The sequence below is a fragment of the Nitrospira sp. genome, from assembly GCA_024760545.1.
Lineage (GTDB): Bacteria > Nitrospirota > Nitrospiria > Nitrospirales > Nitrospiraceae > Nitrospira_D.
Window position 1 is genome coordinate 4132403 of record CP060501.1, and the last position, 26336, is coordinate 4158738.

Genomic DNA, 26336 nt, shown 5'->3' on the forward strand with positions numbered 1-26336 from the left:
GAGAGTTCTATCGAATGCTCTTGTCCGTGTTCGGATGCTGTGCGACCGCGCCAGGCCCATAGAGAGTGGCGGCCATGCGAACCAGTTCTGGCGGCGGGGAGATCCCTAAATACTCGGCCACACGCAAGTTGAGTACGAGTCGCGGTTGGTCGGGATTGAGGAGCGAACCCAAGGATTTTGTGTCGCCATGGAGTAACCGAATCGCTTGTCCGCCTGCTTGCTTGCCGAGTTCCCAGGGCTGGAGCACCAGTCCACCTAAGGCGCCTTGGCGAATCATGGTATCGGAGAACGTGAACATCGGAATTTTGGCATCCAGCAGGGCCTTTTGAAAAAACGATACCGAGGCTTCCGTGAGGACGGTGCGGTCCTGGATGACCCACAGCGCATCAACCGTCGGCAAAAGCGCCTTTAAGGCATCGAACACATCGGTTGTCGAGCGGACAGGTGTGGGTACCAGGGTGATCCCGAGACGGCGTGCGCTCCGTCCGGCCTCGGCAAGAAAAGCGATGCGATCGTCTTCTTCATAGAGAACTCCCACGCGCTGCGCCCGGGGCAACAGCTCGTGAAGGGTGGATAATTGCCGGTCGGGGGACACCACGACACGAATGCCTACCATTCGTTCTGTCGGTATCTGATGCGTCTCCGGATTCAGCACTTGACTGAACACGACCGGCGTATCCGGCAATTCGAGCTTGGCGGCCAATGTGGCTTTGAGCCCTACGGCAAAGACGAGCGCCGGGGGGTCTGCGCGCAGCATTCTGGCAATCTCCCGTCCATTCGAGAGGCTTCCCTCAAGGTTGTATTCTTTGACGGTAGCCTGTGGTGGAATCATTGTGCGAAATCCTTGAATCGCTTCATCGTAATATGAAATGTCAGCGGATTTGAGGATGGCGATCTCTGCCGCGACTGCGGAGTGAAGGGCGGGTAGCACGGCGAGCAATCCCAGTGCGAAGCACAGACGGAGGGGAGCAGGCCTTCTATGCGGATGACGATTGATATGCATGGAGATCTCAGACCTCAAAGCCTAGCTCAGTTGCTCTCCATATTTCAAATTGACGTCCTTGTATCAAGTCCGCGGCCGATTCCGTATCGAATCTAATACCGCAGCGTCAGCCATCCCATCAGTCGACTGCCGATGACATCGCCCAAGGGATGCTCCCGGTGCTTGTCGTTGAGCGCGTTGAACGCGGATATCGCGACCTCCGCTTCGCGTCGATAGCCGGCTACCGCGGCTTCCTGCCAGAACCGATAGGCCCCGCGCAGATTCAAGAGCTGGTAGCTCCCGACATGTGGATCGGGCTGGATTACGCCGAAGTCGGAGAACATTGAAAAAGCGGAAGAAAGCGGATAGGTGGCGGCACCGACCCAGTGATAGGTGATCTCCCCGCTGAGTCCGTTTTCCCACTGGCCTCGGAGACCGGCGTTGTATTTGAAGCGAGGCCCGCCGCGCTGAGAAGTTCCCGTGAGGGTCTGGCCGATTTGTTGATACGAAAAGTTGCCGAACCCGCTCAACCATTTGGTCGCTAGGAATTCAAGGCCGGCTTCGCCCCCAAAGATGTCGGCCACTCCACCTTGGATGGGTGCCGGGACAGTCGTGGTGATCAAGTCGGAGATGTGGTTATAAAAGATGGCCGCACGACCCCTGAGCCGGTGCTGTACATACCAACCCTGATACTCCAGTTCATAGGATACGATTTGCTCAGGCCTGAGATTTCCCCTCCCGTTTACTTGGATAGGGGGTGGCGAGGGAAAAGGAACTGGGAGGGTGATGAGCACCCGAGAGTCATGATAGGCCTCAAAAAACGTCGGTGGGCGGTACCCAACAGCCATGGTGGCCCGGAAAGAATGGTTCGGAGCCGGGGTAAACACAAGCGAACCGCGCGGACTGATGGTGGGACTGATGAAGGTATCGAGGTCATACCGCACTCCGCCGACTACTTGGAACATGGGTGACGGCTTCCATTCCCCCTGTACATAGAACCCCATGCGATCCTCGGTGCGAAAGCGATCAATGAAGTTATGCGAGAGGGTATTATGCCGGTAGTTGATTCCGGCGGTGAGGCGCGTGGTGTCCCCCAACTCGATTCCCTGCTGAGCTTCGATATTGTACGTGTTGCCTCGCAGCCTCTGATCAGAACTGAAGCTTCGGTCAGTGAAACGCAGCAACGGCGCAAGCAGGGGATTGGTCGCGACAAGGCCTTCATCGATATCGTAGCCGTTCCAAAATCCACGAATAAAAAAATTCGGTCGTTCATAGACCGCGTGGGCATGCCCAAAATCTGGCACGCCGGTTTGCACAGCCGCATCTGTAATGAGACCGTCGAAGTGATTCACATCAACGAGGCCACCAGAGAACGAGAGCTTGGATTCACCTCCCAGGGCATACTCCGTCTGCACATTGAACTTGTTATCGCGATACGCCAACTCGCTGCCGTTGCGCCACTGCCGGTTTTGATCGAGGCCGTACGAGAGACGGAATCCCAATTTCTTGTAACTGTTGGCATAGATGGCAGCGCTGTTGATCGTGCCGTAGGCCCCCCCACCAACTTGAGCGGTGACACCTTTTATCTCTTCCGGCGATTTCGTGATGATATTGATGATGCCATCGAAGGCATTGAAGCCGTAAAGGACGGAGGCTGGTCCTTTCTGGACCTCGATGCGTTTGATCTCCGGCAAGGTGACAGGAATTGCTTTCCAGTACACGCTTCCTTGCACATCGACATAGATGGAACGGCCATCGACCATGACCAAGAGTTTGTTGCTGACCAGTTGATTATCCCCACGCATGCTCACGTTGAAGTCCGCGCCTGTAACCTGCATCACTTCCAGGCCGGGAATGCGCCGGAGCACCGTGGGAAGATCCGGAGCGCCGGACTGGCGGATATCCTCATCGGTGATGACGTACACGTTAGACGGCGCTTGTGAGATCGGCTGCTCGTGCCGGCTGGCGATGCTGACGGTTTCCTCTCGCATGAAGAGAAGTTCCTCTTTCAGCGCTTGCTCTGACGTCGATGACGTGCGTGGAGGTTCCATGCTCTCGTCCTGTGCACGGACTGAGAACAGCGGAAAGAACGGAACGGTGCAGAGGATCAGGCAAATGAGATACCAGCACATCCCTGTTTGGAGCCTCTCGTATCAGAAACGCCGCAGGGTACTCCGGTCCTAGGGGCGATATCCATGCTTTTCCTCAGTTGCGAAAAACTACGTAGTCCGTGCCTCGTTCGATGCTGCCAAGGTGGATCGAATCGATTCAACCTGAATCCTATTGGATTCAGTTATGCAAACCTAGACATCCTGGTTGATGCGAACGCACATCGAGCGTTCAACCTAAAGCCTCCATTATTGGACGGAGTTTTAAGGGGCGCATGGTGCCACCGCGGACCACAATATCCGGCACGACAAGGGCCATTTCTGTGCCAAGCTTCTTCGAATTGCAACGGGAACATACGAGCGGGACAGTCACTTCCTAAATGCTGTCGTGGTTCTCAGGGATTTCAGCGAGCCGATCCGAAGGGAAACAGTAGTGTTAACGACAGGTAGGCAGGACCGCAGATTATTGTCGCTGGTCGTGAGTGACTTGCTGCTGTTCGGCGCAAGCGGTTGCGGTTCACCGGTTTCCGATGGGCCGGAGAATCCGGTGTCCCGCACGGAAGTTGGCAAGGCTGATGATCGCACGACAGCGGCGCCGGCGCTTGCTGGGAAAGCTCGCACAGAGCCGACGATAGGGGCCGAATTAACCGACACGAGTCTGCGTAGCGAGGACAGATCGCCCGATGTTCGTGTGCGTTACCGAGCGCTGGAACATTGGGAGCAACAAGACAGCAAACCGAGTTGGACCACAATGGTGGTCGCCGTGAGCCATTCGAAGCGGGAGGGGGCAGGCGTGCGGAGAAACCGTCTGCCCCCTCATCAGGGACCGGGCGCGGCGTTCAACTTCCAGTGTTCGGAATTCGGCTCCTTCGCGATACAAAAAACCGCTAACGATCAACTCGACGACTACGCCCACTGCATGGGAACGGATCTCCGCACCGGCATTAGCGGCGGGACTGGGATTGTGGGTTAGGGTGTGGGTGCAGAGCGGGAGCAGCTTAGACCACTGATCTCAGCAGGTCATCCTCTACTTGCACCATGGCGTTTCGTAGAGCATTCACGAGCTGCCGGTACCGCTCTTCGGCCCAGGCGTTGAAGGACTCCGCGTCCGAGAACACGAGGTCCCATGCCTTGGCGGCATCCAGCATCAAAAGCTGTTGAGGTTTGTTGTGTCCCGGGAACAAGACGATGAGGACCGCAGAGTTGCCGGTGAGGCTGATGTCGGTGAAGATGTGCACCATTGAGGCGGACGGAAGCAGAACGTCCCGCGAGGCGGCTTCAGCGATCGGGTGATACAGGCGATGCAACAACTGCGCGGTGACCTCGTGAGGATTGGCAGGGGTCAGGAGGCGCGGGTTTGGTTTTTCCCCGAACAAGTTCTCGGTCAGATAAGTGGCGGCTTCCCACGTCGGCATCGCGCCGGAGGTGACCAAGGCTTCACAGAGGTACGCGATCCAATTTCGGCTTCGGGTACGCTTTCGAACCGCGGTCATCTTTTTTGCCATGCTCGGCAATGCCTTTCCCTCATTGGCCCCGATTGAGAGCGGGTGAGGTGCTTCAGGTAGGTTGAAACGAGTATATCGACGGTACCAAAGTGGGTCAACGAATTGCGGAGAAGTGAGCAAGCTGCGGGCCCTGAGCGCTCTCTACGACTGGCGGAATGTGGTGAGGTCCGTGCGGTCTGCGTATTGATCGCGGATATGCGCCAATTCATCGACCGATGCGACGAAGAGATCCAGCAGCTCGGGGTCGAAATGCTTGCCACGGTTTTTCAGCATCAGTTCAATCGCGTGACTGATCTCGAAGGCCGGTTTATAAACCCGCTGTGTCGTGAGCGCATCAAAGGCATCAGCGATCGCGACGATTCGTCCCTCGATAGGAATGGCCTCACCCTTCAGTCCGCGGGGATAGCCAGTACCGTCATAGCGCTCGTGATGGGTGTAGGCGATCAAGGCCGCGACTTTCAGGAGCTCTGCATCAGAACCGCTGAGAATTCGGTAGCCGATCTCCGCATGTTGCGCGATGACTCCGAATTCTTCCTCCGTGAACCGTCCAGGTTTCAGCAACACATGATCCGGAGTGCCGATCTTGCCGATATCGTGCATGGGGCTGGCGGTACGAATCAGGTCGCACCGTTCGGGAGACAGCCCCGCCTTGCGGGCGAGCAACTCGGAGTAGTGGGCCATGCGCTGAATATGTTGTGCGGTCGAGCTGTCACGGAACTCTGCGGCGATGGCCAGCCGTTGAATGGTCTCTTCGCGCGAGAGGCGGAGCTCTTTTTCGCTACGTTCAAGCCAGTCCAATGCCTGCTGTAACGCCAGCGTTCTCGTCCGGACCATATCCTCCAGGTTCTCGCGATGGAGACGGTTTTCCATCTCAAGCCGGCGGCGGCGGAGCGCGTTGGCGACGTCGATCAGTACTTCGTTCGACTCGAACGGCTTGATGATATATCCAAAGGCGCCGACATCTAGTGCAGCATTGGCCAGGACAGAGCTGTCGAGGCCTGTGACCATGATGGCCGCAGTATGATGATGTTCCCCGAGGGTGTGGCGTACGAGGTCCATGCCGGATTCTCCGGGCATATTGACGTCGCAGAGCATCAAGGCAAAGGGTTCCGATCCCAGTTTTTGTCGGGCCTCACGCGCGTCTGCAGCGCAATCAACGGAATAACCGTGAGATTCAAGCATGTAGGCGAGGAGACGTCTGATCGGCTCTTCATCGTCGACAACCAGAATGTTGCGGTTATCGAGAAGCGCCTGATGCGTGGAATCCAGAAGTGTCGCCATGAGTCGGATCTTGTTCGTTTCGTCGGGACCGAGGATTGTGTTGTGTACTCTCTATCGGCTCATTGGCGTCAGACCTGAATATGCGAGACCGGCGTACCCTTGGTGCACTTTTTATGCCAATGGATTTTGCCTCGATGGGGTCATTTCGTTATTGTCTCATGGTGATTGACTCGAGCGCTGAAGGATAGAATCGCTGCATCAGGAGAGGTTTTGGGATAGACCCCGTCGGATGATCCGATCCAGTCTCGATTCCGATGTCGGAGTATGCGTCAAAAGTTTGTACAGAATTCGTCAAACTCGGCCGGCAGCTTTTGTACATATGAGAAGAGAGCGGCACATCGACTCATCCGCGCTGCTCAACCGAGTGGTTGGTTTGCGCTTTCCCGGAGCCTTCACTATAATTCCGCTTTCACCGGTGAGGAAGGAACTTAGAAATGAGCGGAATTTCAGGGTTAGGACGTTTCGATGGGCGTCGGAAGGATCAAGTCCGCCCCGTTAAGGTGACGCGGAATTTTATCAAGCATGCGGAAGGGGCTGTGCTCATCGAGATGGGAGATACGAAGGTGATCTGTACGGCATCGGTGGAGGAAAAGGTTCCGCCGTTTCTCAAAGGCAAGGGCACCGGATGGGTCACCGCGGAATACGCCATGTTGCCTCGTGCGACGCACGAGCGGTCGCCTCGAGAGGCGGTCAAGGGCAAACAAGGCGGGAGAACGCTGGAAATTCAGCGCCTGGTCGGGCGAGCTTTGCGATCCGTTACCGACTTGTCTCAATTGGGAGAGCGGTCTATCTGGATCGATTGCGACGTAATTCAAGCGGATGGGGGTACCAGGACAGCCTCCATTACAGGTGCCTTCATTGCACTGGCCGATGCCTGTACCGTGCTGAAAAAGAGAGATCTCTTGAAAAAGATGCCATTAACCGACTACTTGGCGGCCATCAGCGTCGGAAAGGTCGGCGGAGAAGTCATGGTGGACCTGGCGTACACCGAGGATTCGATGGCGGAAGTGGATATGAACTTAGTCATGACCGGTCGCGGCCGCTATGTCGAAGTGCAAGGCACGGCGGAACGCACGCCGTTTGCCAAGCAGGATATGGATGACTTTTTGGCGCTCGGGTGGCAAGCCATCCAACGGCTTACCGCCATTCAGAAAGAGCTGATCGGTGAGCTCGATTGAAGGAATGTTAAACGAAATCGTCCTTGCGACTCGAAATCCGGACAAAGTCAAAGAACTTACTGCGCTTCTGGGAGACCTTGGAATCCGCATTCGAACCCTCGCCGATTTTCCTACTGCGCCGGAAGTAGAAGAAGACGGGCTAACCTGCGAAGCTAATGCTATAAAAAAAGCATCGGAGATTGCCCATGCGACGCGGACTCCGGCGGTCGCAGACGATACAGGGCTGGAGGTTGATGCACTGGGGGGGAGACCGGGTGCATTTGCGGCCCGCTATGCCGGCGAAGGGGCGACCTACCAAGACAACTGCAGGAAACTCCTCAAGGAGTTGGATGGCGTGCCCATGGCTGAGCGGACGGCTCGTTTCTTAACAGTGGCTGCATTGGCGATGCCGGGAGGACACTGTCGCGTGACCAAGGGCACCCTCGACGGCGTCATCGCTGAAGAATGCACGGGTTCACAAGGGTTCGGGTATGACCCTGTATTCTTCGTTCCAGGGCTTGGCCGTACGTTGGCTGAGTTGACTGCTGCGGAAAAGAACCGTGTGAGTCACCGTGCCAAGGCATTCGAAGCTCTGCGGGCTGTCGTGCAACATGAGATTGATGTCTGCGCTGAACGCAGCCCCACGGTCCATCAGCATTCCCAGTAAAAGGTACGAACGAGAGACTGTGTCACTTTCCACGATTGACCCTCACAGTGGGAATGAGTCCAGTAAGGTCACGACGATCGTTTGGGCCACCACGAGCTTCGGCCTTCTGTGGGCGTATATTCTTTGCGTGGGATTTCTTGAGGAAACGATAGCTGGGTTTCATGTTTCTACTGCACATGTCCTGATCGCCGTCCTGGTGGGAGTTGTCTTTTTAGGCATCGTGTTCACCTGGGCCGCGACACGAAGGCTGTTCGGCAACACGGCGATCCGAGACGCAGCCCTCGGAGCTTCGACCGTTGTGATAGGCCTTCTGGTACTTGATATCGGATACAGCGTTTTCCTGAACTCGTCTCAGCCTCGCTCGTCAGCTGGTGATCGGTCTTCAGATCCGAACACATGGGTCGGAGAGTTATATCCGGAATTGTACTACCCGACAGAGAAGAATTTTCGTCTGCATAAACCTGGGCGCACCGTCACCGGCTCCCATTATGGAGATATGTATCGGCCGGCATTGTTGGCTTCCCCGTTATTATCCGCTTCGGTGTTTTCCAAGAAGCACGTGACGGTATCGATTAACGATGACGGATTCCGCGAGACGTCCAAGCTCGAGGGGCATAAGATTCTGGCGATTGGTGACTCATTCACATTTGGCTGGGGGGTTGACCAAAGCCGAACGTGGGTGGAGCTACTGGAACACTCGATAGGCAAATCGATCTACAACATGGGAATGCATGATTCTTCCCCCAAACAGGAATTCTTGCTGCTCGAGCATGTGATCGACTCCCGGAAACTCGATCTCAAGGGGGGGCTACTGCTGTGGATGATTTTTGAAGGTAACGATTTGGAAGACTCCTATGACGACCTCCATCCGGCACAGAGTTCCGTCCCGACATCTGGGAGGCTCTTCAAAGACACGATCATTGAAACCCTCTGGGGGCTCCCCTCTGTCGTTCGGCAGGAGTCGGTTTTTGCGAGGTTCAAGGATGGCCGCATTGAGTTTTCAGGCCTTGGCGGAGACGATCGAACCAAAAGTCATTATGTGGTAGATGGGATTGCGTCGCCATTTCCGCTCTACACGTCTTCGCGGTTCGGAGCGACGCTCTTTATCCCCAATCAGCTCAAACGGGCTCAGAGCCCTGAGCAGTATGTTGAATCGCACCCTAATCGACGGCCGCTTCAGAAGACCTTTGAACAGATGCAGTCCTTGGCGCGTCGAGAAGGCTTTCGGGTTGTGGTGATTATCGCTCCAACTGATGTGCGATTATACAGAGCAGAGTTCGAAGATTTTCCGAGCTTGTCAGAAAAATCTTATTTCAATATACTGGTCTCACGGCTGGCTGATCAGTCTGGTTTCGAGGTCGTCAACCTGGAAGAGTCGCTGCGCCCTTATGCCACCAAAGAATTTCTATACTTTCACGATGATGACCATTGGAATGAACGAGGCCATGCGGCGGTTGCCAGTATTCTAAGCGGGTTTCTTCAATCGACCTCGGGGCGTAGCGCAGCCCGGTAGCGCGCCTGCTTTGGGAGCAGGATGTCGGAGGTTCAAATCCTCCCGCCCCGACCAAACCCCACTTCATGCGTACCGTCGGCTATTCATCGCTTTATCGTAATGAGTGCCGGCGGATAAAACCCATCAGTGATCTCAAGGTTTTTAACTTGATCGTGCCGACGCCGAATAGCTGGTAACATGCTCATGACGTCGTCCAGAGCTATTCGACGCGAGCCGGTGAGATAGTAGAAATCATCCGGCTCGCTCCCAGTTTCTATCCTCACTATGAACCCCCTTTTGATCCAAACTATTCGCCTCACGCCGATTACTAGCGGCCCGGGTCAATCATTACATACATTACTCCCACTACGGCACTGACCAACAGAACTTCTATCATCAACGCCATCATAGCCGCACACCTCCTTTCATGTAGAATTCGTTGCAATGCTCGCCTCGCACCTCCGTGTCCTGCATGAGCATTGTCAACGCTGTGATTGCAATGTTTATAGCGACTCAGACTCGTTCATATTCATGCCTTCATCAAAGATAATTCCCTGGGGCTTAAGCGTCTTGGTTAGACTCAGTGATAAAAACCAGCCTCCAGAGTGCAAATATGCATTGTGGATTCTCCAACCTTTGTTAATGCACGGTGCTAAAGCATTTCTTAGGCCACGCGTGATCACGCACAAATTATTGTATTTATGTCACTTTCCACTTTGATGCGAAGTTCAGACATCTCGCCTTCGAATCGGAACGGATTCCAACTGGATCGGATGTGATCCGAAAGGGAGAGGAATTGCGGTTATGGTAATGGTGCTGCACGCTGGCGGTTGGGGGAACTCACCGAGGACTCACCAGAAGACCCGGTGCGACCGTATCTTGAACGATCGTCACCGGGCCTTTGGCTGTGCGGGGATATGAGGGTACTGATTATGGCACTGGATTTTGTTGCGCGGCGGTCAGCTGATTCTTAAATTCGTCCGGCAACTTCTGCACCCAACCATTATAGACATTAGGCACAGGCAACACGCCCTGTCCGCCCATGCCCTTGTTGCCAGTGATCGGGTCGTCGGTCGGGGCTGCGTCGTTAGCCAGCACCACCCACCCGGCAATCACCGGCGAGTCTGGCCCCGTTTGGGTCACAATGCCGTCATTATCCGCATCGTAGTCTAAGACGATCAAACGATTGGAGAACTTGCTGGTGACATAGGCATAGTATCCACCGCCTTTCTTGGCGCCAAAGTTCACGCCGTGGCAGCCGGGATCGCACGCGATGCTTGCAACCAGGGTGTCGTTCTGGACATCGATGATCGTGATCGTCCCGGTCAAGGTGTTCCCCGTGATCACGAATTTCCCGTCCGGACTCACCGGCGTTTGGATCGGCAACCCACCGATGGCTCCATTCCCACCAACGGTGCCCGTAATCGGGTCGTAGTTTTGGAGCAAACTGATGTCCTTGATCTTGTTCCCTGTCGCCATATCGATCACGGAGATACTGTGGCCGAGGTAGTTGGACACATAGTACTTCGTCGAGGTCGGGTTGATTCCGGCGGCGATCGGCAGAGTGCCGGTAGCAGGTTTAGATTTGATCTTGTCAGTAATGAAATCCCAGAACGTGGAATCATTTGTATTGGAGTTGGGGGTCACCATCGTCTGGCCGTCATGGCCCATCCAATGGGCGTGCGGCTGTGCTTGCTTCTCCCCAGGTCGTTGCACCAGAATCCGGCGGTTGATAGTCAAGCTCCCATTTGCAGCCTTGTTCAGCTCAACCACGGCATCTTCCCCGTTAAGTCCCACGTGCACCTGCTCGTTATTGACCCTGGTCATCACGTGAGCGGGATCATGGCCGAGCACGAGTTCCTGTAATAACACTCCGTCTGCGCGTCTCAGGACGTATAAGCTGGTGCCGTGCCACTCAGTATTATAAATTTGCGTCTGATCGTGACTGGCCCACAGATTGTGCGCGTTATTCATTTTTTGAGCAGGCAGCGCGATCTTACGCTTGACGGTCCATTTGTCCGCTCCTTCCACGTCGACCACGGTCACGGTGCTGGGATAGGCGTCCCCCTTACCAGCGCTATGCTCGTACTGCGTATCGACCCACACTTCGCCCACTCCATCGATTGCGGGTGTCTTCAATGCGGGAATTGTATCGCCGTCAAACGCTCCTTGGAGCGCCAGGTTTAGGTCTGGAACGACTGCGGAAGCACCATCTTTGTCAGTGACGCGGACAGGTACCGCAGGGTAGGTTGGCTGATACTTCTCTCCCTCCTTGGTGTAGTCCTTCCAATTGGTCGGACTGGTGACGAGGAAGAATGCACGTAACAGTCTGAGGCCCAGGTTTGAATTGCTGGGGAAGGCGTTTGCTGCAGTTGCAGGTTTACGAGCATCATCCGTGTGGGTGACGCCTAAGAGATGGAGCTTCTCGCCGATGTCGAGCCCCTCGGTCTTCGCATCATCGACAATCACACCAGCCAACATGTAAGGATGCAGCTTGCACACGAACACATGGAGACCCGGGCTCCTCAGGACTACGTCATGGTCGTCCTTGTTCGCTTTGTCCTGATCAAGACGCTCAGCGGGGGTCGCATCGACGGGCCAAATCAGGCTCGTGACGGTGTGAAAGGCCTCAACGCGCGACTGGCCATTCGGGCCAAATTGTGACTTCGTTTGGAGAAACCGTACCCTGTCACCTGGCTTTACGATGGCCAAGGAACGAGTTCCGGCAACCGGAGTTCCAGTATCGAACCAGTAGCCCGGTTCGTCCGTCACGTCAAAGGTCACCGCTGCTGCAGGCCCCTTCCCTTGACTATTAGTGGAACTAGCAACAGGCGAAGCAGCGTCCTCGCCCGAACAACCGGCGACTCCCGCCGCAAGGCAGAGAGCAGCCACAAAGGTACCAGACCGGTTCATCGAACCCTCCTTTTGTCAGAGTAAAATCATTAATGGCGGTTATCTGAATAAGTCGTCGGCCAGGGCTAAGCATTTCTCGAGCCACAGAGGGTTCAAATCTAAGTGATTGTATTACAAAGCCGTTGACTCTCTTCGCATACATCTGATGGCTCGCTTCTGAATCAAAATGGATTCAGGGGGTGAATCAATTAGATACAGGAGAGTAGGAGAAGTAATTACGAAGGTCTCAGGTGGGTTTCCCTGAGAGGCCGAATATGAACGAGGATTTCCAAGAAGAGCCGCTTGCCGGTTAGATAAAGGAGGGAGAGGTTGGCGGCCTTCCTGAGATCCGTTTTTGGCGCAGCAGTTTGGTCAAGTAGGTGCGCTGAAGGCCGAGTTCGGCTGCCGCTTTCGTTTGGTTCCACCCGTTCCGAATCAACGCATTTTCGATAAGCTTTCGGCTATGGGCATCCATACTTTCATGATAAGAATGAAAAACGGTTTGACCATCTGCAGAAATGTCTGGTTCCTGCCTGGGGCGAGTGGGAGCATCAGGCAATAATAGATCTTCCGGTTCAATCGTGTCTCCGGTACATAAGACGAGAGCGCGGGAGATCACATTCTCTAACTCACGGATATTGCCGGGCCAGGAATAATGTTGCAATGCCTCCAACGCCACATCGCTGAGCACGAAACGTTTCTGAAGTCCCAGCTTGACGGGTCGAGAACTGATGAAGTGCTGCGCAAGAGCGAGAAGATCGTCCATTCGCTCCCGCAGGGGAGGCGGTGTGACCGTGATGACGGCAAGGCGAAAATATAAGTCTTCACGGAAAGTTCCTTGACGGATTGCCTGTCTCAGGTCTTTATTCGTAGCGGCAAGAACCCTCACGTCGACTTTGACCGACTTGGTACCCCCGACCCTGGTGAACACCTGATCTTGCAACGCGCGCAGGACTTTGGCCTGCGTGCTCATACTCATGTCACCGATCTCGTCGAGAAACAATGTTCCACCGTCCGCTTCTTCGAATTGGCCTCGCTTCATTGACGCGGCGCCTGTGAAGGCGCCTTTTTCATGCCCGAAGAGTTCGCTCTCGATCAATGTTTCAGGAATGGCTGCGCAATTGACGGCCACGAATGGTTTGTGGGCGCGAGGACTCCAACGATGAATGGCGCGGGCTAGAATTTCCTTGCCGGTTCCGGTTTCCCCAAGCAATAAAACGGTTGCGGTCGAAGCGGCCGCTTTTTTCGCACAAGCGAGTTGTACAGCCATATGCTTGTTTGTGGCGACGATGGGGTCAAGCTGGTCATCAACCTCCTTTCGAAGCCGATTGAATTGGTGATGGAGGGCGACGGTCTCCAATGCCTTCTTGATCACGACGGTCAAGTGATCCGCGGTAAACGGCTTCGGAACAAAATCGAAGGCACCGAGTTGCATGGCCTGCACGGCAAGCTCGATGGTTCCGAACGCCGTAAGGATGACAATGAGCGGGGTCGTGTACGTACCCGAAGTAGGCGGGGTGGCCTCTCCTTTAGGCTGATTCGCATGTGACATATCACGAACTTGTCGTAAGACCTCCAGCCCGGATTCCTGGCCAAGCTTCAAATCCAACAAGACGAGATCGGGCACCTCTTCGCGGATCAGGCGAAGCGCACTCGCGACATCGGTGGCGATGAGGGGCTCATGTCCCATCCAGGTGACGCGATTCTCCAAGCTCATGCGGATATCATTCTCGTCATCCACAATCAGTATCTTGGCGTGCATAGAATTCCCGTCCTTTCGAGATAGGCTTCTCCATCCCAAGGAATATGGCGATGCGCGGCGGATGGTTTATGTTGTCTGACTTGGCTCATGCGGCGATCCAGCAATGGGCAGCGTAAAGAAAAAACGTGATCCGGTCCCAGGTTGACTTTCCACCCAGATCCGCCCGTGATGTCTCTCGACAAGCGTTTTTGTGATGTACAGGCCCAGTTGGGCACCCTGTGATGCAGGCATGGCCGACGGCACCTCAGAAAACTCGTCGAAAATATACGGGAGGTGAGAGGAGTCTATTCCACAGCCGGTATCGGTGACGCATGTCTGTACGAATCCTGATGGGCATACACTAAAATCGACCACGACACGACCGCCGGATGGTGTGAATTTGATGGCATTTCCGACGAGATTCACCAGAATCTGCTCCAATTTGTCGAGGTCACCCTGGATCAATGGAAGATGTTCTCTCGGAGTCACAGCGAGGGACACGTGGCTATCTGATGCGACCGTTTCCAAACCTTCGGTAACGATCGTTGCAATCTGCCCGATACAGACATGTTCCAAGCGAAGATTGTCGGAACGTAGCCAATCAAGCAACTCATTGGCCAATCTCGCAAGCCGAGCGACGCTGTGTTTGATGCGTGTGAGATAGGTACGCTGTTGTTCGGTGAGCGGTCCAGTGACACCGTCGAGCATGTTTTCCGCGAAACTACGGATCGCTGTCATAGGAGTCCGCAGCTCATGCGAAACGACTTTGACATACTTTGATCGGCGCGTGTCGTGGGCCTGAAGCTGTAAATTGGCGAGTGACAGCTCTTCCGTCCGTTGCGCGATGCGCTCCTCGAGATGCTGCGTGAGCTCGGTCAGTTCGGAATAGGCCTTGGCATTGTCGATCGCGGCCGCAACGTGGCCGGCGATCGTTACGAGTATATGGAGGTCCTCTTCGCTGCACTGGCGTGAGCAGCGGTCGCCGGCGAGAAATCCCAATATCTTGGTATGGCTCTGGAGCGGTACGGCGACGAACGACTGCACGTCTGAACGGCGTGCCATCTCAAGTATCGGCGGGTACATCCGTTGTGTGACGGTTTCGACATCTTGGATCAGCAATGGTTTGCCATGAACGATGAGGTCGGCCGTGATACTGCCATTATCGACGACTGGTATGTCGATCCGGCGAATAGCCTCTGCGATCTCCGGCGAGACGCCGATGATTCTGGCAAGTGAAGCACAGTTCCGATCCGGATGGTGTAGGAACACAGTCATCCGAGAAAATCCAAGGTTATCGACGAGCAGGTGGAGCACCGAATCCAGCAGTTGGTTCATATCGAACATGTTGGCGCTCGCGATCGCAGTGCTGGCTTGATGGACCGTGGTCAATTGTCTGACCTGTTTCCTGATCGTGTCGAGGTTCATGGTGATCGCATGATTACGATCATGGAGGGACTGTGTCATCACGTTGAACACCTGTGTCAACTCACCGACTTCGTCGTGGGTGGAGGCTGTGAGTCGAACCGGTGCATCGTTGCGTTCCGCGAGCTGCCGAGCCGCGCCGGCCAGGCTCCTCAGAGGTGTGGTGATGCGTGATGTCAGAAAGTGAGCACTGAGGATGCCTGCCATGATGATGAGAACTGTCATGGCCGATACATTGCGGAGGATCACCAATAAAGCCTCTTTGGCCAGTGCGTCGGTAATTCCGATGCGCACGACGCCGATCACCGGAGAGAGTGTAGTCGGGGTCATTGAACCCTGCTTGTCTTCCAATTCGACCGAAAAGTGTGGCTGGGTGGGCTCGGACGAGGATGCCCGAAGGACGGGCATCGCAAAGTCAAACAAGGTTTCCTTGCGTACGAGATAGGGGAGGAGCCAGTCTGAATGCTGTTCTTGGGGGACTAATGTCTGCTCCGCAGACAGAACCAGTTTGGTCATGAGCGGAACGGTCAGCGGGGCCTGGAGCAGTGATGCTGAGATGCGGTCGTCCGGGTAGAGGGGCTGTTCCGTGGCCGGAGCGGACCCGTTCGACGTCCTCCGTGTGCGTTTGCTTTGCTGTTCCAGGATACGACCGTCTGCGGAAGTGATGGTTACGTAGACGACGTGGTCGATCGTCATAAGACTCTGTATAAATTGGCCAAGCGTGATGCGATCCTCGAGAACGACACCGGCGATCCGAAAGTGATCGTTCCGAACGGTATTGGTCAGCAAGATGTTTCCGAGTTCTTCCAGATTGTCCGTCATGGCCTGGCGTCGTGTTTCGAGGAAATACCAGCTCAGAGACGAACAGGTCATCACGAGAATAAAGCTGAACAAGCTTACGAACTTCAATCGGAGGCCAAAAAACCGAGCGGTGGACTTCGATTCCTGTCCGTCGTGAAGGTGTGTGCTCATGATCAGACCGGTCAATATGTCTCGTCGATAAGGCTGTCGAACTCTTTCGGAATCGTGATGTCCAAATACCGCGCCATCTTCTGATTGACCGTAATCTTGATCCGGTGAACTGAAATTGGCTTGAGCGGCAACTGTTCACCGTTCAAAATCCGTTTGGCAAGCAGGCCGGCTTCACGTCCGACTTCCCCGTAATCGATCGAGATACTGAGTAACGCGCCGAGACGTGTAAATTCAGAAGAGAACCCGACGACCGGAACCCGTTTGGCTACCGCCGATTCCAGAATGAAGCGAATCGATTCATCCGTCAGGACGGTTGAGTCCGGAATGAACCATAAGGCTTCGGATTCGGATAAAAGTGATCGCAGTTGCTGCGGGACTTCTTTCTCGTTCTCGACCGGAAACCCCTGTACTTGGAACTGGTGGTCGGCAGCTTGAGATTCTGCCTCCTTCAGCTTGGCCACAGTCTTGTCGGCACTGTAGATCACGCCGATGCGGCGAAGGGCGGGAAGGAACATGCGCATGACTTTGAACTGACGATCCATCGGAACTTCCAGCAGCACGCCGGCCATATTGGCGGCAGTGAGATGGTGTTTCAATGGATCGAGGATCATCATGTAAAGAATGGGAACGTCCACAATCTCAAGCTGAGCCGCCAGCGCTGCCTTCAGACCGACGGCAACCACGAGCGAAGATGTCGAATTGCGGATTGTCCTGGCAAGTTGCTTTCCCCGTTCCAGATCGCCTCGAAGATCATATTCAGCGTAGATGGAAGTCCCTGGCGCCGTCACCTTGAACCCTTCGATTGCCTCGTTGTAGGCCTTGAGGTCGGATGACTTCAGGATAGCAATCTCGCCCCCGGCAGCGTGAGCGCTCGCAGGGGCAACGGACCAGAGAGCGGTGAACACGAGGGACAGTAGCCATGTGTGTGAGAAGCACACTCTCATCTGTTTACGGCCGGTAAAAGGAAGAGCGAGCATCAATGTGCCGTTCTAGCCATGATCACGGAGACTCTAAGACCACTGCGTCAGGATAGCGCAACCGAAACGTTTGGATCGGACGAGAGACGGTATGTTTCTGTATGTGAACTTGTTCGGTTGAGAATGTTGTCGTTGTATTATTGTGATACAGCAAGCGCTGTGCCATTGGGATCAAGGGTTTCCCACTTCCTCAAATGACGCGGACAGGCTAGGGACACTTAGCCTCAGCGGTCTCGACTAAACTTCGCAGGGTGAATCCAAATAGATACGAACTGAATCCAATTAGATTCTCCAGCCTGGATCGCACATTGATACCGATGGGTAGCGTGCAAGCCACTATTGAGCATTGATCTGAATGGATCTGAGATCCCAGTCTGCCACGCCATGCAGGCCGACTTGCCTGAGCAAGGTGGCTCGCATCCTTCGCAGCGATGCATCTCTGGGATCCTTCGTGATCAATGAGCAGAGACAATCCATTGCGTCGTACCAGAGCCCCATCATGGCGTTGGTACGCACACTCTCACGATCGCAGTTCATATTCGGGGAGGCGATCGTCAGACATTCGCTGAACTCGCATCGCTCGATCATTCCGCCCGCGACGATATCTTGGGAGTGGGAGTCGGCATTGCGACGGGCGGAGACGAACCATCGATACTGGACATTGGGCTCAAGCACGAGTCCGAAAGCCTTGAGGTCGATAGACTGAACCCCTGCGTCAGTGGGAGTGGGGAGCGGGCCTTCATAGACCGGACGAATTTTCTGCGTGTCGTTGAGCGTGAATCGTAGAGGGTAGGTCGTCGGTTTCGAGAGATACCAACTGAGCGTGGGCGTCTGCTTGACGGTCAACCCGACATGGTCGGGCACCAATGCGACGATTTCGGGGTCATTGCCCTCCGTTCCCCGCAATGCTCCCCCGACACGCGCGCGGGGAGTCAACTTTTTTGGCGGAGTATAGACAGGATTTGACAAGTCATCCTGCTGACCTGCCGCTGGGCTGGTCGGTTTGTCTGCCGCAGCAACGAACCTATGTGGTCCAACAATGGTCAGGACGAGGCTCAATCCTGCGATTAGTAAAGCACTCGTGGAAAATCGCATGGATCCTCCTTTCATAGCCAATTGTTCAGCAGGAGAAATGGTGACCAGTAAGCCGGATGTTCATACACGCGGTCACCCAAGAGTTTCATCTGTGCGCGCTGGAGCGCGACGGCTTTCGACAGGGATGGATTGCGCAATTGCCGATAAAATTCGGAAATCAACGTCGCCGACGCTTCGTCGTTGATAAACCATAACGTCGCCAATGCGCTACGGGCCCCGGCCTTCAGTGCGACGCCGGCCAGGCCCAGAGCGGCGCGATCGTCACCGACCCCTGTCTGGCAAGCGCTCAAGGTCAAAAGTTCCAGCGGCTCTTGCCGGAACCGAAAGAGGCCGACCAGTTGATCAAGCGTCTGCATCGTCAATTTCCCGTCGAACGTCAGAAGAAACGAATCGTTTACGTCGGTTGAAAACATACCGTGCGTTGCTATATGCAACGCCCCATAGCGTCCATCGCGCAACTCCTGTTCCAGCCTTGGCGCCTGGAAGGCATTATTCATAAGTTGGTCGCTCGTGTACAGCTGCTCGATCGAGGCGACCTCCTCCGCGACGTAGGGAAGAGGAGGGAAACCCTGGACGGATTTCGTGAGGCCGACGGCTAGGAAGCGCAGCTTATCGCGGTTCAACGGTCTTGGATCGGTCAACGTAATGCCCGGAGTCAAGGCCAGGGCGAATTTTGTGATCAGGAAGGAAGAGCCGTCATGGAGGGACGCCAGCGGAATTGTGCGTAGTGAACTGTCCGGCACGAATACCAGTGTGGTAATCACTGAATTCAAAAGGTCCGGTTCGATCGGACGCACCAGCCAGTCGTACAACTGTTGTGCATGGGGTAGATACTCCCGGGTGGTCCGCTTTTCCACCACTCGGCGAAAAGCCCGGATCTCCTGGGTCAACCGGTCGGAGGTCACGGGCACCGAGATGCGCTTGAGTCCGGAGGGCAGGCTGACAAGCAGCTCCAGACGGGAGGTGAACATGATAGGGTAAATAACGGCAGTATCCGGAGACAAGTAATCGAACGTCGTCACTCTCGAGCGGACCGCATCGACACAGTCGTCCCGAAAATAGTCCCGAAGCTCGGCCGTCTTGTACGCCTCAATCGCATCTCGAGCTGCAAGCAGATACCCTTCGGCTGCTGTGCGCTCATCAGTGAGCGATGCCCGCTGGAGTAAGAGGTCGGCCAGCTCAAAGAACATCGGCTTTATGGCATCCTGGCCGGCGATAGGATCTTCGGAGGATGTTTGCGCCACCTCCACCCGAATCGGTTGGAGCGTGGATACCGCTTGTCGATAGGAAGCGATGGCGTTATCCAATTCTCCGATAGCGGCCAACTGCCGCCCCAACTGCCATTGCCAGCGGTAGAGGGACTCGGGTGCGTCCACCGATTGCGCCGCGAACAATGCCCGCCTGGTGAGTCGGAGCGCTTCATCCAGGCGAGACTCTGTCTCGTAGAGATGGCCGAGATACCCAAGAGCATACGACAAGGTTCTCTTGTCACCCAGCTGTTCAGTGACTGTGGCCGCTTCCTGGAGCATGCCCGCAACTCTCAATAACAGGGAATCGTGCATCTGGGGCAGCTGTGAGGCAAGGCGTTGGTAGACCAGAGCCATACCGATCAATCCGAGAGCTCTGTTGCGGGATGGTGACACGTCCTTCAACTGATCCAGCGCTGCATCGAGAGCCATACGGCTATTGACCGGTTGATTGAGGCGTAGCAGGACACGCGCGGCATTGGTGCGGCCGGTGGCAGCGAGTAGTTGCAAGTTGGCCTTTTGTGCGAAGCTCACGCATTCATCGAACGCATTCAGCGCTTGCTGGTCTTGCTGCTTCAACACGAACAGGATGCCGAGATCGTTCAGCGAAGCGGCCATGAGCGGCGAAGAGTCGTGTTTTCGTGCTAACGCCGACGCTTGATGGAGATATTCCGATGCTTCGTCCAGTCGCCGCAACGTCAAATAGGTGCGCCCCAGATGGCCGAGGACGGAGGCCTCAACCAGGGGATCGCCGCCCATGTGTGCAAGCGTAAGGGCCAGTTCCAAAGACTGGAGCGCTTGTGCGGATTGCCCCAAGGCCATCGATGCCTGAGCAGACAGAATGAGCGCTTCGACTTGAGCCGGACCGTTCCCCATACCTTTATAGAGATCCGCAGCCTGTTTCCAATGGGACAAGGCCTCACCGAACGCGCCGCGCTCAAAATGCTGGCCGCCTTCCCTCATCAATGAATCACCGGGAGATAATGTTTGATGCGATTCTGATTGCGTGACGGCGAACAGCAGCACCATCACGAAGAATAGAAAGCAGATTCCGCGCAGAACGAAACGGAGGGCAGGTCGAGTACATAGTGATGTCGCGTGGTTCATCATTACAATGCCTGGACCACTACCTGGAGATGAATGCCATAGTCTTGGAGGTTGCCGGATGGATGGGGCACATGATTGAGCGGTACGCCCCAGTAGAGTTCGAATCGAGCCCTGTCTCGGGGCAGGACGTTCCAGCGGACGCCGAGACCGACGCTGGCGAGCGTCTCGGGAGACGGTGTGCTGTCACGCGAGATCCAGGCTCGTCCGACGTCAACGAACTGGGCAAACTGAACCATATCTTCGCCGCTGGCAAACTTGAGGAGGGGAATCCGGCTTTCCACGGAGGCGATGAATCCGTTGTCCCGGACCAGCGTGTTTTCCCGATAGCCGCGCACGCTGAAGCGCCCTCCCATCGGGATCTGTTCGAGCGGAAACAACCGGTTGTTGCTGAGCTGGAGATCAAACCGTCCTAGGATCTGCCAGCCGCCCCATTGGTCGAGACGTTTCACCGCCTGGAGTTGTCCCAACCAGGACACAAACCGGCCGCTGGGCAGCGGATCGCCCTCGGGGGTGAGCCTATCGCGCGAATTGATTGTGGCTCCTAGGACATCGAAGCCCAGGCTGACGCGGGAGCGGAACGCAATCACCGAGGATGAAGTTCGGTGCTGATACTCCTGAATGAACCGAAGGGCGCTCACGGTGCTCACCCCGGTGTCGGATGCCCCGGGAACAAAAATAAACGGTTGCCCAGGTAAGTCGAAGGCCGAGGTAATCTTGTTGGAGAGATGCTCGCCGGTGATTGCCACGGCGAGTTCGTCGGTCAAGCTTCGATAGATCGGTTGCCGGAGCGTTAACCCGAAGATTTCCGACTCCGAGTTCAAGTCCAACGCGCGAAACTGGTCGCTGACGACCACAAACTCGTTTCGGCGATACGACGTGGTGAAGGTGGTATCGTACCGGTTCAGTGGCAAGCTGTAAGAGACGTCGATGATCGGGTGCACCCCACGTGAGCCGCCGACGGTGAGGGTGAGAGGATCTCCGTGGCCTGTCACATTGAGGTGGGCCATGGTGATCAGACCTCGCTCTGCACCCACCGTCGGCGTCTGGAAGTTATTGAACTCCAGCCACGTTTTCCACGGACTGGTCTCTTTGACTTTCACGTTGAGAACACTTTCCCCACGCTGGTCGCCTGGGCGCAGTTCGGCATTGATTCGTTCGATGCGGGGATCACGCTGGAGCAATTGCAATCGCTCTTGGATCGGTTCGAGTTTGAGTGGAGGACGCGCGCCCAGGGCCACACGGTCGTTCAAGTAGCCGCGCCGAAACCAGTTCGTTCCTTCGACGTCGATTCGTGACAGGGCTCCCTCTATGATCTGCACCTGAATGACACCGCCCTTCACATCCTGATCGGGAATGATGGCACCGGAGGTGATGTAGCCATTGTTGACGTACAGGAGCGTCAACGCGAGCCGCAGACGTTCCAAATCTTCGGTCGTCAAGGTTCGGTTCGTATAGGCCTTGGTGATGGCTTCGACTTCTGCGTCCGAGAAGACGGAATTGCCGGTGACCTGGATGGCATTCACAAACACGCGCACCTGGCCGAGTGGTTTCTGCACCTCGCTGTCCGGCAGCGGTGGAGGCACCACCGGGAGGGTGGGGCTTGGTGTCGGTGAAGGCGGTTTGAACTCTTTCTTGAGCGGAGCAGGCGGTTCGCCGGATCGAAGCGTGGGGTCAAAGATCGGAGGAGCGACTTGTGCTGAGAGCGGGGAAACAGTCGCGAGGATAGTCATGGCCAGACCACAGGAGAGAAAGGCTTGGGCGATGATCCGGCGCCGGGCTCCTGGAGCCGAAGCACCGGTGCCAACCGTCATGAGTGGCAGCCTGTGGATCCACTCGCAAACGCTCGAACCAAAAACCCTGGCGGCGTCAGCCGTCGAAGGGACACGATCTCGGTCTCAGTCACACGTGCGATCGCACTCGGACTTGTCGTATGCTCCAGTTCCTCTCCAGTGAAATGATCCATCGACACGGGGCTACTGAGCCACCCGCCTGGCTGGGAGGGGAGGGCATCACGTCCGGCGACAATGAACGTGCTCTGTTCGCCGCCGGCAAGTGCCGCACAACGGTTTTGCAAGAGCGCCTGGATTTCGCTCGGCTTCGACGGGAGCTGCGTGACCGTCTCACTCAAGTTCGAGGTCGACGATTGAATCGATACCTTGCCGCTCTGGCCAAACTGTGACGATGCGTCCACGAGGCTGGTGGGATCCTGTAGGAACCGGGCTGTACTAATCGTGATATCTCCCCCGCGTCCTAGCACCGCCTGTGTGAGGATCGCACTGTTGTCTTGTACGATAACTTCTTTCGGGTCGATGGTGATTCTTCCACTGTCTCCAGAACCCTCGAGCACCGACGTGCTGATTCGGCCATTCGCTAAGTGAATACGATCGATCGCGATAATATCGATATTGCCACCTCTCGCTGATTCTGCTTCAGTCGTAATTCCGCCGTTTCGTACCATGAGTTCCCGTCCGGCATCTACTTTGATATTTCCTGCGCTTCCTGGACCGGTACTGCGGCTGGATATGTGTGCACCGTTCTGAAGCGTGACGGAGTTGGCATTGACGAAAATGCTCCCGCCCAGCCCGGGTCCTTTTGTTTCAGAAAAGATACCGCTTCCCGAGCCGTCAATGACTACCGACGCCGCCGGACTGCCTAAGGCCTGGATCGTAATAGACCCACCCACACCCGAACTGCCAGAGAGTATAGAGCTGTTGAGCTTGCTTCCCTCCGAAAGGGAAACGTTCTGTGCATTAATGTTAATCGGACCGGAATTTCCAGCGCCTTGCCCTATTGTGTTCATTACGGATTGGCCAGAGAGCAAGATCATAGGCGAAGAAATCTCAAGGCTGCCTACATCCGATAGGAAGCTAAAAACTCGAATGTCGCTTCTGTCATTCATTAAGATTGATTCTGTTGCGTGGATATTAATTTTAGGAATCGTGGAGGGCAGCGGCTCAGAGAATGTAGAGCTGTATATTCTGGCTTGATTCGACAGAGTAAGCGTTTTAGTTTCAAGATTGATTACACCAGTTCCGCCAGTCCCTTCGGGGTTCTCGTTTGTAATAGGAAAAGGTGGTTGGCCTAAGATATCTCCTTCCAAGGAAATTGCATCTGATGTGACCACAGAGATGTTCCCTGACCTCCCATTCCCACCGGTTGTACGGATACTTCCATTCGAGATGTTGAGATTTCTAATTGCGAGCGAGATATTGCCAGACGGCTCAGTGCTGCTACCTGGTAATGTCTCAATTCTTCCACCATTCTCAATGTTCACGGTAGCTGAAGGAGCGGTGATATTGATTGATGCACTGGTTCCACCATTCGCTCCCATGGTGGCTGTCTGAATGATGCTTGGGTTGTCAAAGATCCCCATGCCCGCAATAGAGATGAAGTCGGCTCCATGAATAGTGATTGGGCCTGCCTGGCCAGGACCGTCACCAAATCCGCGTAACAAGTAATTCCATCCACCGGTTGAGGCAATACGACCTCCTGATAAGATATTGAGTTTGGTAACATCTATTGTGATAGGCTGACCAGAACCCGCCCCTGTAGTAAAAGTTGCAACCTCACCCGAATTCTCAATGGTCAGCCTCGGGGTTGAGATGGTCAAAGCTCCGTCCCCACCACCCCCCAGAGTTCCTGCGAAAATTCCACTCGGTATAATTCCGATATCTGACCAAACGCCAGAGGTGGAAGTGTCACCATATCCAGAAATACTGATGGCTTCTGTAGCGACGACATTCAAGTTCCCACCACCTACAGATGATGAACTTTCATTGCTCGTGACTATCTGAGAAGCTCCGCTTAGATCAAGAGATCCAGTCACAATACTTATCGCTGTACCATCTGCTCCACTGGTTGTAGTACCGAGAACACGACTCCCTTCTGTCAAGGTGATAGAGTCCCTATTATCGCTGGTTGTGGAGGGAGTCCCAGTTGAGAGAGTCGCTTTCGTGACATTGAGTACAAATTCACCGCTGCGAATAGATATAACACTTGTGGCACTATCACGGTTGTCTATCCATGATTGTGGGGAGAGCGAAATGACGCCATAAGTATGGAACACTTGTCCGTCTCGATTGGGAGCGGCTTGCAAATTCTCATAAATGAACTCTCCAGGCGAGTGAGCACTTCCTAGACGAATGTACCCATTTGGCGCAAGTAGTTTAGCTGTTTGAGACGTGCCGCTCTCGAATGCTCCCTTCTGGATCTCGACATTTCCACCGGCCAATGTAAGCTGAGATCCAGTTGAGACAGCCAGATGGGCACCTTGCACGATGATTCCGCCAGAGTTTGAGGTGAGAAACCCAAAGGCTACCACTGGAGCTGCGCTGAGCAGAGCATCTGACCCTACGTCTGGCACTGCGTTAAATAGAGAGCCATCGGTCGAGCGAAGATAATTGGCTGTGGTGAAATTGACTGAACCCCCGACATTTAATGTTGCCCCGGGGCCAAAGACAATGCCAGCAGGGTTCATAAAAAAGAGGTTTGCGTTTGGATAATAAGAGGCACTATCGATAGAGCCGAATAAATGGGAAGGGTAGCCACCGGTAACCCGCGCAAGAAGATTACTGACGGAGTTATCTGGTACTAAAGTTGTGGTTTGGAATTGGCCAGTCTCCAGAGGACCAACGGAAAATTTCCCAAAACTATGAAACAGATTGCTCCCCACCTGGATGCCGTGCGTAATACTATATACGGTTCCGCCATGAGGTGGAGGAGTTACGGTGGTGTGAAGACCTGACGGCGTAATGTCGGTTGATACCTCCGCTTGGATTTCGGTACTGGCAATCAACAGTAGGAGGCAGATTATTTGAGTTAGGATCAGCACAGATTCTCCCTAGATCTCATTTCACAATCTGCACTCCAATACAGCCTCCATCCAGTAAGGAAATGCCCAGACAGGCCCTACTTCCTTGGCTCAATAGCCCCTGAAGTTCTGACAGTAGAGATGTCGAAGGGGCCGAAACTGTCTCGTCTTTAGGGGGACATCCCATTTGCCCATCCTCTTCATCCGGACAATCATCTGGGTTCATTTGTGCCGAGGCTCTTGCGTAGCCAGTTGTGGCAGGAAACTCTATAGACTGACCACTTGCAATAGAGAACTTAAGTTTTACTATGACTTTCCGGTTTCCTGTCATGACGTTGGTAGTTGATGGAGTTGGTGATACCGTCTTGTCAAATGTAATAGTGGGATATTGAGCTGTGATGGCAGACGAGGCGAAAAGCTGTGTCCCAACCGGATGTTCCAAAGCTGACGAAAGCGTAATCTTATTAGAAGGAGAAGCCCCATTGATTCTTCCATTCATGCGAGTGTTGTAGTAGATGGGGCTGTAATCAACACTAGTTGGGCCAGGAACAAACACGTGTTCGAATGTCAAGACGTAATCTGTGATTGTGGTTTTCGCTACGAGTTTAGTGTTTACTAGTTTAAGAATATCGTTGGTTCCACCATCTATAGCCTCGATCCGTGCCGTCCCTCCACTAGACTGAAAGTCAAGATTTGCATTGCATGTTGCGGGGAGGTTGGCGGTTGGTGCTCCACTTCCAGAACAATAAACCGTAGTGCCAGCTAAATTTGTAACTTTCCAGTTTATGGCACCAGCCTCCGGGGCGTGAAGAAGTGGTGTTAGAAGGCCTGTCACCAAAAAACCTAGTAACGTCAATCTTGCCTTAGGCATGTTCTTCTCC

Annotated in this window: 17 protein-coding genes and 1 tRNA gene; 5 read left to right on the plus strand and 13 right to left on the minus strand. The window is 54.8% G+C overall.

The genetic code is table 11. The features are described 5' to 3' along the window. Positions 1-7: 7 nt before the first annotated feature. Entirely contained in the window at positions 8-1003 is a 996-nt protein-coding gene (locus tag H8K03_19530; GenBank protein ID UVT19945.1) for a hypothetical protein, read from the minus strand. A gap of 92 nt (positions 1004-1095) precedes the next feature. Then, positions 1096-3033: a TonB-dependent receptor gene (locus H8K03_19535; GenBank protein UVT19946.1), complete on the minus strand. Its 1938-nt coding sequence runs from the start codon at positions 3031-3033 to the stop codon at positions 1096-1098. A 490-nt stretch (positions 3034-3523) separates the two neighbouring features. Between H8K03_19535 and H8K03_19540 the strand changes: the two genes are divergently transcribed. Continuing rightward, positions 3524-4063, plus strand: coding sequence for a hypothetical protein (locus H8K03_19540; protein ID UVT19947.1), 540 nt, complete (start codon positions 3524-3526; stop codon positions 4061-4063). Between the two features lie 25 nt (positions 4064-4088). Here the strand turns inward: H8K03_19540 and H8K03_19545 are convergent, their stop codons facing one another. Beyond that, entirely contained in the window at positions 4089-4595 is a 507-nt protein-coding gene (locus H8K03_19545; protein UVT19948.1) for a hypothetical protein, read from the minus strand. Between the two features lie 141 nt (positions 4596-4736). Next, positions 4737-5876, minus strand: a complete 1140-nt coding sequence (locus tag H8K03_19550; GenBank protein ID UVT19949.1) for a response regulator — start codon at positions 5874-5876, stop codon at positions 4737-4739. A gap of 434 nt (positions 5877-6310) precedes the next feature. Between H8K03_19550 and rph the strand changes: the two genes are divergently transcribed. The 4 genes from rph to H8K03_19570 all read left to right on the plus strand — a co-directional run bounded on the left by rph (position 6311) and on the right by H8K03_19570 (position 9267). After that, on the plus strand, positions 6311-7054 hold the full coding sequence (gene rph / locus H8K03_19555) for a ribonuclease PH (GenBank protein UVT19950.1): 744 nt from the start codon (positions 6311-6313) through the stop codon (positions 7052-7054). 4 nt (positions 7055-7058) lie between these two features. Then, on the plus strand, positions 7059-7700 hold the full coding sequence (locus tag H8K03_19560) for an XTP/dITP diphosphatase (GenBank protein UVT22550.1): 642 nt from the start codon (positions 7059-7061) through the stop codon (positions 7698-7700). A gap of 19 nt (positions 7701-7719) precedes the next feature. Next, complete coding sequence (locus H8K03_19565) at positions 7720-9213, plus strand: hypothetical protein (GenBank protein UVT19951.1); 1494 nt, start codon at positions 7720-7722, stop codon at positions 9211-9213. Continuing rightward, positions 9191-9267: transfer RNA gene (locus H8K03_19570), tRNA-Pro, on the plus strand. Before H8K03_19565 ends, H8K03_19570 begins: the two co-directional genes overlap by 23 nt. An 855-nt stretch (positions 9268-10122) precedes the next feature. Here H8K03_19570 and H8K03_19575 read toward each other — a convergent pair. From H8K03_19575 to H8K03_19615, 9 genes are all read right to left on the minus strand, one after another. Then, positions 10123-12105, minus strand: a complete 1983-nt coding sequence (locus H8K03_19575) for a YncE family protein (GenBank protein ID UVT19952.1) — start codon at positions 12103-12105, stop codon at positions 10123-10125. A 289-nt stretch (positions 12106-12394) separates the two neighbouring features. After that, entirely contained in the window at positions 12395-13846 is a 1452-nt protein-coding gene (locus tag H8K03_19580) for a sigma-54-dependent Fis family transcriptional regulator (GenBank protein UVT19953.1), read from the minus strand. A 66-nt stretch (positions 13847-13912) separates the two neighbouring features. Continuing rightward, positions 13913-16219 (minus strand): GAF domain-containing protein, encoded by a 2307-nt coding sequence (locus tag H8K03_19585; GenBank protein UVT19954.1) that lies wholly within the window; start codon positions 16217-16219, stop codon positions 13913-13915. Between the two features lie 11 nt (positions 16220-16230). Continuing rightward, positions 16231-17196: an ABC transporter substrate-binding protein gene (locus H8K03_19590; GenBank protein UVT19955.1), complete on the minus strand. Its 966-nt coding sequence runs from the start codon at positions 17194-17196 to the stop codon at positions 16231-16233. Positions 17197-17532: 336 nt separating this feature from the next. Then, positions 17533-18291, minus strand: a complete 759-nt coding sequence (locus H8K03_19595; GenBank protein ID UVT19956.1) for a DUF928 domain-containing protein — start codon at positions 18289-18291, stop codon at positions 17533-17535. A gap of 11 nt (positions 18292-18302) precedes the next feature. After that, on the minus strand, positions 18303-20501 hold the full coding sequence (locus tag H8K03_19600; protein UVT19957.1) for a CHAT domain-containing protein: 2199 nt from the start codon (positions 20499-20501) through the stop codon (positions 18303-18305). Positions 20502-20647: 146 nt separating this feature from the next. Further along, complete coding sequence (locus tag H8K03_19605; protein ID UVT19958.1) at positions 20648-22456, minus strand: ShlB/FhaC/HecB family hemolysin secretion/activation protein; 1809 nt, start codon at positions 22454-22456, stop codon at positions 20648-20650. Continuing rightward, a complete protein-coding gene (locus tag H8K03_19610; GenBank protein ID UVT19959.1) occupies positions 22453-25476 on the minus strand; it encodes a filamentous hemagglutinin N-terminal domain-containing protein in 3024 nt (1007 codons plus the stop codon). Before H8K03_19610 ends, H8K03_19605 begins: the two co-directional genes overlap by 4 nt. Before the next feature lie 16 nt (positions 25477-25492). Beyond that, the gene (locus H8K03_19615; GenBank protein UVT19960.1) at positions 25493-26326 is read right to left on the minus strand and encodes a hypothetical protein; all 834 of its coding nucleotides are present in this window, start codon (positions 26324-26326) and stop codon (positions 25493-25495) included. Positions 26327-26336 lie beyond the last annotated feature (10 nt).

Bases quoted from the DNA above. Each gene is read 5' to 3' on its own strand.
- H8K03_19530 (UVT19945.1), bottom strand. From the start codon at position 1,003: ATGCATATCAATCGTCATCCGCATAGAAGGCCTGCTCCCCTCCGTCTG.
- H8K03_19535 (UVT19946.1), bottom strand. From the start codon at position 3,033: ATGGAACCTCCACGCACGTCATCGACGTCAGAGCAAGCGCTGAAAGAG.
- H8K03_19545 (UVT19948.1), bottom strand. From the start codon at position 4,595: ATGGCAAAAAAGATGACCGCGGTTCGAAAGCGTACCCGAAGCCGAAAT.
- H8K03_19550 (UVT19949.1), bottom strand. From the start codon at position 5,876: ATGGCGACACTTCTGGATTCCACGCATCAGGCGCTTCTCGATAACCGC.
- rph (UVT19950.1), top strand. From the start codon at position 6,311: ATGAGCGGAATTTCAGGGTTAGGACGTTTCGATGGGCGTCGGAAGGAT.
- H8K03_19560 (UVT22550.1), top strand. From the start codon at position 7,059: ATGTTAAACGAAATCGTCCTTGCGACTCGAAATCCGGACAAAGTCAAA.
- H8K03_19575 (UVT19952.1), bottom strand. From the start codon at position 12,105: ATGAACCGGTCTGGTACCTTTGTGGCTGCTCTCTGCCTTGCGGCGGGA.
- H8K03_19580 (UVT19953.1), bottom strand. From the start codon at position 13,846: ATGCACGCCAAGATACTGATTGTGGATGACGAGAATGATATCCGCATG.
- H8K03_19585 (UVT19954.1), bottom strand. From the start codon at position 16,219: ATGAGCACACACCTTCACGACGGACAGGAATCGAAGTCCACCGCTCGG.
- H8K03_19590 (UVT19955.1), bottom strand. From the start codon at position 17,196: ATGCTCGCTCTTCCTTTTACCGGCCGTAAACAGATGAGAGTGTGCTTC.
- H8K03_19595 (UVT19956.1), bottom strand. From the start codon at position 18,291: ATGCGATTTTCCACGAGTGCTTTACTAATCGCAGGATTGAGCCTCGTC.
- H8K03_19600 (UVT19957.1), bottom strand. From the start codon at position 20,501: ATGAGGGAAGGCGGCCAGCATTTTGAGCGCGGCGCGTTCGGTGAGGCC.
- H8K03_19605 (UVT19958.1), bottom strand. From the start codon at position 22,456: ATGACGGTTGGCACCGGTGCTTCGGCTCCAGGAGCCCGGCGCCGGATC.
- H8K03_19615 (UVT19960.1), bottom strand. From the start codon at position 26,326: ATGCCTAAGGCAAGATTGACGTTACTAGGTTTTTTGGTGACAGGCCTT.